The 8,316-nt window shown below is 70.9% G+C and carries 6 protein-coding genes; 1 reads left to right on the top strand and 5 read right to left on the bottom strand.

Going from position 1 to position 8,316, the window contains the following annotated elements; genetic code table 11:
• Window positions 1-298 precede the first annotated feature (298 nt).
• Complete coding sequence (locus tag ACZ7GX_RS42420; RefSeq protein WP_498785974.1) at window positions 299-832, top strand: DUF3558 domain-containing protein; 534 nt, start codon at window positions 299-301, stop codon at window positions 830-832.
• A gap of 5 nt (window positions 833-837) precedes the next feature.
• Here the strand turns inward: ACZ7GX_RS42420 and ACZ7GX_RS42415 are convergent, their stop codons facing one another.
• The 5 genes from ACZ7GX_RS42415 to ACZ7GX_RS42395 are packed head-to-tail and all read right to left on the bottom strand — an operon-like array spanning window position 838 to window position 8,311.
• Window positions 838-2,904: a glycoside hydrolase family 36 protein gene (locus ACZ7GX_RS42415; RefSeq protein WP_498785972.1), complete on the bottom strand. Its 2,067-nt coding sequence runs from the start codon at window positions 2,902-2,904 to the stop codon at window positions 838-840.
• Window positions 2,901-3,764: an ABC transporter ATP-binding protein gene (locus tag ACZ7GX_RS42410; protein WP_498785970.1), complete on the bottom strand. Its 864-nt coding sequence runs from the start codon at window positions 3,762-3,764 to the stop codon at window positions 2,901-2,903. Before ACZ7GX_RS42410 ends, ACZ7GX_RS42415 begins: the two co-directional genes overlap by 4 nt.
• Entirely contained in the window at window positions 3,761-5,587 is a 1,827-nt protein-coding gene (locus ACZ7GX_RS42405; RefSeq protein ID WP_498785968.1) for a dipeptide/oligopeptide/nickel ABC transporter permease/ATP-binding protein, read from the bottom strand. Before ACZ7GX_RS42405 ends, ACZ7GX_RS42410 begins: the two co-directional genes overlap by 4 nt.
• A gap of 17 nt (window positions 5,588-5,604) precedes the next feature.
• Window positions 5,605-6,594 (bottom strand): ABC transporter permease, encoded by a 990-nt coding sequence (locus ACZ7GX_RS42400; protein WP_498785966.1) that lies wholly within the window; start codon window positions 6,592-6,594, stop codon window positions 5,605-5,607.
• Window positions 6,595-6,622: 28 nt separating this feature from the next.
• A complete protein-coding gene (locus ACZ7GX_RS42395; protein WP_498785965.1) occupies window positions 6,623-8,311 on the bottom strand; it encodes an ABC transporter substrate-binding protein in 1,689 nt (562 codons plus the stop codon).
• Window positions 8,312-8,316: the final 5 nt, after the last annotated feature.

The raw sequence follows: 8,316 nt of genomic DNA, 5'->3' as shown, positions 1-8,316 counted from the left end.
CACTGGCAGGCCACCAACGACATCGTCGAGACCATCGACTGGATCCGAGCCGCACCAGACAAAACCCGATCATGACCCGGCGGACACGCCCTAGCGGCGCGTGCCGCGCGACGGCCGTCCGCCTGGGCGGCCGTCGCGGTCGTCGGCTCGGCGGACGCAGGTCTGGTAGCGCTCCCAGAACGTGCGCTACGGTCGGCGGACCGAAGCGTCGGTCCCGGTCGTGAGCGTCACCGGGGCGAGGACCGACCGGACCGCCGGCGGCGCGCCCTCCCGCCCTGACCGACCGGGGAACGACCCAGTGAACCCTCGCACCACGCTGGCCGCCGTCGCGGTCCTGCTCTCGGCCGTCGCCTGCGGCGGGCCCGCCGAGAGCCCGTCCGGCCCGACCTCCGACGGCTCGTCGCGACCGGCCACCGCGCCCGCGGTCGGGCCGTCGCGGGGCGGCCCGCTGGACGGCGCCGACCCGTGCGACCTGCTCACCAAGGCCGAGGCCGAGCAGGTCACCGGCGCGCAGACCGCCGAGCCGGTGGTGGAGCAGCTCGGTTCGGCGCGGGTGTGCAACTTCTCGCCCCGGCAGGCCCTGCTGGGTGTGGGCATCCGGACCACGTCCGGGCTGGACCAGGTCCAGTCGAGCGGCAACGTGGTGCAGGAGCTGGTGATCGGCCGCCACCAGGCCAAGCAGGCCGTGGGCGCGACCGGCAGCTGCGGGATCTTCATCGGCGTCACGGCGTCGTCCCGGGTCGACGTGGTGCTGAACTCGGGCAGCCCGGCCGAGGACCCGTGCCCGATGGCGATGCGGGTCGCCGAACTGGTCGAGCCCCGGCTGCCCTGACGCGATCAGGCGCCCAGCCTCACGACGACCGCCGACGGCGTGGCGCCGCTGTGGGTGGCACGCAGCACCCCTCGTTCCGCGTGCCACTCGAAGGCCCACTCCGGTGACGCCACCGGGAACACCGGGGACACCGCGACGTCCCGGCCGCGCAGGTGCGGCACGGGCAGGTCCGCGGCCGGTGGCGCGTCGGGCAGCCGCCACGCGGTCACGTAGCTGTTCGCCGGCGCGCGCAGCCCCTGCGCCACCCACGCGCCGGCGCGGCCGGTCAGGCCGAGCGGCCAGAACGGGACCGACGTGGCGATCTCCGGCCGCAGTCCCTTGTGGACCGAGACCGCCTCGGCGACCAGAGCCCGTTGCGACGGGTCCATGAGGTCGACCCGGCCGGCCAGGTACAGGCGACCCAGCACGCCGGTGGCCAAGGTGAACGCGGCCTCCGACGGCGTCATCCCCGGCTGCGCGTACGCCCAGTTCCCGGCCTGCTCCGGCAGCACGGACGCGGGCGCGGCGGCGGCGATCGGCGGGTACAGCAACGGGTTCTGCTGGTCCGAAGTCGACTGCAGGTGCAGCCGCGACAGCATCGCGTAGTCCATCCGCATGGCCCCGGACGCGCAGTTCTCCAGCAGCAGCCCCGGGTGCCGGGCCAGCAGCGCGTCCAACCAGGCCAGGTGCGCCCGGTTGTGCCCGAGCAGGCCGTCACCCGGCGCCACCCCGCCGACGTCGGTGCCCGCGCCGGGCATGATGTTGTAGTCCAGCTTGACGTACCCGACGCCGAACTCCTCGACCAGCCGGTCGACCACCTCGTCCACGTGCCGGACCGCGGCCGGGTGCCGGAAGTCCAGGTGGAAGCGGCCGTGCTCGCCCACCCGCGCGCCCTGGCGCTGGAAGAACGCCTCGTCCGGCAACGACCGGGCCAGTGCCGACCGCACGCCGACGACCTCGGGCTCCAGCCAGATGCCGGGCACCATCCCGCGCTCCCGGATCCGGTCGGCGACCTCGCCGAAGCCGTTCGGGAACCGGGTCCGCGACGGCCGCCACTCGCCGACGCTGTCCCACCACTTGCCGTCCTCGTCGTACCACCCGGCGTCGACGCAGAAGTAGTCCGCGCCCACCTCGGCCGCCGCGTCGATCAGCGGCAGCAGCTTCTCGGTGGTCGGGTCGCCCATGAGGGTGTTCATGTAGTCGTTGAAGATCACCGGCAGCTCGGGCGCGCGCCGGTTGCGCAACGTCGCCCGCCGCTGCCGCGTCAACGCGCCGATCGCCTCGTCCACGCCGCCGGCGGCGATCGCCACCGACACGGGCACGGTGGTGAAGCCGTCGCCCTCGGACACCACGCGACCCCACTGGTGCTCGCCGTCGCTGGGCCCCAGCAGCGCCAGGTACGCGCCGGCGACGGTCTCCCCCACCTCGAAGTGCCACGCGCCGTTGTGCTCGATCTGCCACGCGAGGGCCCAGCTGTCGTCCCGCGCCACCAGCACGCCGGTCGGCAGGTGCTCGCCCGTGGACCACGAGCTGCGCGAGGTCAGCGCGAACCGGCTGCGCGACGCGTGGTGGTGCACGGTCGGGTCCATCGCCACCAGGCCGGCCTCGCGCAGCGGCGTGCGGTGCCAGCGCGACTCGGCGACCCAGTCGGAGTCGGCGTGCACGAGGTCGACCTCGTCCACCGAACGGCCGCTGTCCACCAGGAACGCCCCGGTGGACAGCGACGTCACGGCCTGGAGGTGGACCGGCTCGCCCTCGACCTCCACCTCGGTCCACGTCCGCACCGCGGGCACGCCGGCGACGCCCTGGAACACCGACGTCACCACCAGCCCGCTCACCGGGTCGTGCTGCACGACCCGCAGCTCGTCCGCGGACGCGGTGTGCGAGCGGTGGCGCAGGCGGGCGCCGATCGCGGTGTCGGCGTAGCGGTGGCTGCCGGGGAACCGGCCGTGCCCGATGGCCTGGACCTCGACCAGCGGCACCCCGATCCCCTCGACCGGCCCGTCGGGGCGCAGCGAGAGCAGGCTCACCGGACGGTCGTCCCCGTGCGTGAGCAGCAGCCTGATCGCGCCGGTGGACCAGGTGACCGTCATTTCGCGACTTCCTCCCACGCCCCGGTGTTGTGGTCGTACGCGGCGGCGGCGCCTGCCCGTTCCACGTCCGCCGGGTCGATCTCGACGGCACGGCCGCGCGCCTCGGGGTTCGGCGCGGCGGAGGCGAGGATCTTGGTGTACGGGTGCTGCGGGTTGAGGATCACCTCGTCGGCCGGTCCCCGTTCGACGACGCGCCCCTTGTAGAGCACGAGGATGTCGTCGGAGAAGTGCCGCGCGGTGGCCAGGTCGTGCGTGATGTAGAGGACGGCCAGGTTCTCCTCGCGCTGCAACCGGGCCATCAGGTTCAGCACGCCCAGCCGGATGGAGACGTCCAGCATCGACACCGGTTCGTCGGCCACCACGACCTTCGCGCCCGGCGCCAGCGCCCGCGCGATCGCCACCCGCTGGCGCTGGCCGCCGGACAGCTCGTGCGGTCGCCGCCCGGCGACGTCTCGGCCGGGCAGGGACACGCGCTCCAGCAGCTGCACTACGTCGTCCCAGCCGTGCGGCCGGCCGTGCAGCTTCAACGGCCGCGCCAGGTGGTGCTCGATGGTGTGGAACGGGTTCAGCGACGCGAACGGGTCCTGGAACACCATCTGCACGTTGTCCCGGTACGCGCGTTCGGGCACCTTCGCGCCGTCCGGTCCGGTGAGCGTGATCGCGCCGCCGCTGGGCTTCTCCAGCCGGGCGATCATCCGGGCGATGGTGGACTTGCCCGAGCCGGACTCGCCGACCAGCGCGACCGTGCGGCCGGGCGTGAGGGTGAACGAGACGTTGTCCACCGCGCGCAGCCGCACCCGCCGCAGGCCGACCCGGACGTGGAAGTCCTTGACCAGCTCGCGCGCTTCCAACGTGGTCATCGAACGCCTCCGGACGGGGTGGGCTCGCCGGACCGGTCGACCGGCGTCAGCTGCTCGCCGGAGCGGACGAACGAGCCGCGTTCGCCGGTCAGGCTGGGGAACGAGTCGAGCAGCTGGCGGGTGTAGGGGTGCGCGGGCTGCTCGAACATGTCCTGCGCGGTGGCGTACTCGACGACCTCGCCGTCCTTCATCACGGCGATGCGGTCGGCGAGTTCGAGCAGCAGCGGCAGGTCGTGGGTGATGAACAGGACGGCGAAGCCGATCTCGTCGCGCAGCCGCAGGATCTCGCGCAGGATGCCGCGCTGCACGACGACGTCCAGCGCGGTGGTCGGCTCGTCCATGATCATGACCTGCGGGTCGAGCAGCAGCGCCATGGCGATCATCACGCGCTGCCGCATGCCGCCGGACAGCTCGTGCGGGAAGGAGCTGAGCCGCCGCACGTCGACGCCGACCAGCTTGAGCACCTCCTCGCACTTGGCCTTGCGCTGGGCCTTGGTCATCTCCGGGCGGTGCGTGGTGAGCACGTCGTCGAGCTGCGCCCGGACCGTGATGACGGGGTTGAGCGCGTTCATCGCGCCCTGGAACACCATCGACAGCTTCGACCAGCGGAACGCCCGCAGCTCGCCCGGCGTGAGCGCGAGCACGTCGATGTCGCCGCCCTCGCGGTCGTGGAACGTGACCGAGCCGGTGGTCACCTCGGCGGGCGGCCGGTGCAGCCGGTTGATCGCGTAGGCCAGCGTCGTCTTGCCGCAGCCGGACTCGCCGGCCAGGCCGAGGATCTCACCGCGCCGCAACGTGATCGACACGTCCTTGACCGCGTGCACCGGCTTCTCCACCTGGTACACGACGGACAGGTCGTTCACGGTGAGCACCACGTCGTCGTCCGCGCGCGCCACGGGCTCGGCCGGCCGGTCGGCATCGGCCTCGGCGCGCCGGGGGATGTCGCGCAGCTTCGGGTTGATGATCTCGTCGATGCTGAAGTTGACCAGCGCCAGGCCGCAGCCGAACAGGGCGATGATCAGGCCCGGCGGGACGAACCACCACCACGCCTCGCGTTGCAGCGCGAAGCCGTTCTGGGCGTAGTAGAGCATCGTGCCGAGCGTGGAGGAGTTGGAGGCGCCCAGGCCGAGGAACGACAGGCCGGCCTCGCTGAGGATCGCGTAGATCACCGAGAACACGAACTGCGAGGCCAGCAGCGGCAGCAGGTTCGGCAGGATCTCGACGGTGATGACGCGCCACGGCTTCTCGCCGGAGACCTTGGCCGCGGCCACGTAGTCGCGGTTGCGCAGCGACAGCGTCTGGGCGCGCAGCACCCGTGCCGACGCGGCCCAGCCGGTGATCGCGAGCACCACCGCGATCGTCCACGAGCCGCGCTGGTCGGCGGGCACGAACGCGGAGATGACGATCACCAGCGGCAGGCCGGGGATCACCAGCATCACATTGGAGAACAGGGAGAAGCCCTCGTCGACGTACCCGCCGATGTAGGCGCCGACGATGCCGAACAGGGCCGACAGGGCGGTCGCCATCACGCCGACCATCAGGCCGATGTACAGCGAGCCCCTGGTCGCGTACGCGAGCTGCGCCACGATGTCCTGGCCGGTCTGCGTGGTGCCGAGCCAGAACTCGCCGCCCGGCCCGGTCAGGCCCACGTCCCGGATCGCGTTCGGGTCGCCGACCAGGAGCGGGCCGACCAGGCCGATGAACGTGATCAGCCCGATCAGGACCAGGCCGACGCCGAGCTTGGGCGACCAGCGCGGCAGCATGGACCGCCACCCGGCCCGCCCGCGCGGAGCCTCGACGGTGACAGCACTGAGATTCGTCACGGTGTCCGTTCTCCTTCTCAGCCGCTGACGCGGGTGCGCGGGTCGATGACGGCGTAGAGCAGGTCGACCACGAGGTTCGCGCCGAGCACGGCGACCGTGATGACCAGGAAGATGCCCTGCATGAGGGCGTAGTCGTTGTTCTGCACCGCTTGCAGGAGCTTGGACCCGATGCCCGGGTAGGAGAACACCTGCTCGGTGATGATGGAGCCGGCCACCACGAACCCGAGCGAGATGGCGAAACCGGCCACGGACGGCAGCACCGCGTTGCGGGCCGCGTACTTGATCATGATCCGCGAGTCGCGCAGGCCCTTGGCCTTGGCGGTGAGCACGTAGTCCTCGGCGGTGGCGGACACCATCATGTTGCGCATGCCGAGCAGCCAGCCGCCGACCGACGAGATCACGATGGTCAGCGCGGGCAGCGTGCCGTAGTAGATCGCCGAGCCGATGAACTCGGCGTTCCAGCCGGGCGTGAGGATCACGTCGTAGCCGCCTTGCAGCGGGAACCAGCCCCACGCCGAGGACAGCAGCGCGACCAGGATCAGCGCCAGCCAGAAGTACGGCACGGCGGCCAGCACGGTGGTGGCGGGCACCAGGCCGTCGAGCCAGGTGCCGCGCCGCCAGCCGACGAACGCGCCGAGGACGATGCCGAGGGCGAACGACAGGAACGTCGCGATGCCGACGAGCATCAGGGTCCACGGCAGGGCTTCCGAGATGATCTGGGACACCGGCGCGGGGAACGCGCTCACCGATATGCCCAGATCACCCCGGAACATGTTGCCCAGGTACGAGATGTACTGCTGGAAGAGCGACTCGCCGCTGTTCGTGCCGAGCAGCAGCTCGTACGCCCTGCGGGCCGATGGGTCCACGGTTCCGCCGCGTTGCGCGAGCTTCGCCATGAGGATGTCCACCGGGTTGCCCGGCATGAGCCTCGGGATGAAGAAGTTCAGCGTCAGCGCCGCCCAGAGGGCGACCAGGTAGAACGCGAACTTTCGGGCGTAGTACCTCATCGGTCCGCCTATCGCCTCGATCAGTCGTTCACTGGCCGGCCGGCTTGAGCTTCAGGTAGATCTCCGACGCCTCCGGGCGCGCCCAGACCGCCGGGAACGCGTAGAGGTCGTCCTTGGTGGGCCAGCCGGTGAACTTCTTGGCGTTGTACTCGCTGGTCGTGCCGCCGGTCAGGACCGGGATGTACGGGATCGACTCCTCGATCCTGGTCTGGATGGTGTCCAGGAAGGGCCGGCGGGCGGCGTCGTCGGTCGGGTTCACGCCCTTGAGCCCGGCGAGCGCGGCGTCGACCTGAGGGTCGGAGAACCGGGAGAAGTTCGGGTTCGCCACCTCGCCGACCTTGGCCGTGGTCGCGGTGCTGAAGAAGTAGGACGCGTTGTAGAACGGGTCGGGCGCCGGGCCCTGGTGCAGCGAGTCGATCAGCAGCTCGAACTCGCCGCGGCCACGCGCGTCGGACCACTCGTTCCAGGACAGCTGCTGCGCGGTCACCTTGATGCCGACCTTCTGCAGCTGCTGGGACATCGTGTCGACCGCGGTGATGTAGTCGGTCCAGCCGGCGACGACCTTTAGGGTCATGGTCAGCGGCTTGCCGTCCTTGGCGTAGATCCCGTCGCCGCCCTTGGCGTAGCCGGCGGCCTCCAGCAGCTGCGTGGCCTTGGCCTCGTCGGGCTGCATCGGCGCGGTCTTCTCCTTGAGCTTCGAGGAGATCTGGTCCTTGTCGCGCTCCAGCAGCGCGGCGCCCGGGGACACCTCGCTCGCGGTGTTCTCGAACGCGAGCGAGTTGATCTGGGTGCGGTTGAGGGCGTAGTAGATCGCCTTGCGCACGGCCACGTCGGTCTGCGGGCCCTGGCAGCCCAAGGCGGCGTTGGAGCAGGTGAAGAGCGCGACCTGGTTCATCGGGATGGTGATGGCCTTGTAGCCCGGGTAGTTCTTCTCGACGTCGGCGATGTCCGGGACGGGGCCGGTCTGCCAGTCGATCTGGCCGGCCCTCAGCGCGGCCTCGCCGGACTGGTTGCCCGACAGCGCCAGGTAGCGGACCTTCTTCAGGGCCGGCTCACCGGAGTGGTAGTCGGGGTTCGACTTGAGCGTGAACGCCTGGGCCTTGAACTCGTCCAGCATGAACGGGCCGGTGCCGACGGGCTCCTTGATGACGTCGGTCGCGGGGGTCGCGATGTCCTTCCACTTGTGCTCGGGGACCATGAAGATCTTGCCGAGGACCTGCGGGCCCTCCATGTAGGACGGCTCGGTGAACTTGACCGACACGTGCGTGTCGTCGACCGCGGTCGCCGTGCCCTTGTAGCCCGTGCTGTTCATGGTCGGGTTCTTGGAGACCATGTCGAGGGTGAAGACGACGTCCTTGGCGGTGAACTTCTGCCCGTCGGTCCACTTGGCGTCGTCGCGCAGCTCGATGTCGAGCTGGGTGCCGTCGGCGTTCCACTGGAAGCTCTTGCCCAGGCGGGGCCGCGGCTCGACGTCGCGGATGTTGTTGAAGAAGAACAGCGGTTCGAAGATCGTGCCCGGGCCCTCGATCAGGGTGGGCGAGAACGGGTTGAAGTTCAGCTGCCAGTCACCGGCCTGGCCGGTGTAGACGACCAGCGTGTCCTTGTTCGCGTCACTGCCGGCGCTCGATCCACCACACGCGGTCGCCAGCATGGCGACCGCGGCCAGGCCGGCCGCCGCCATGCGCGCCCGTGAGAAGCGCCTTGCCTTCAGGGACATCGTCG

Source organism: Actinosynnema sp. NPDC037264 (assembly GCF_055603705.1).
This window is presented reverse-complemented; position numbering and strand designations above follow the sequence as displayed.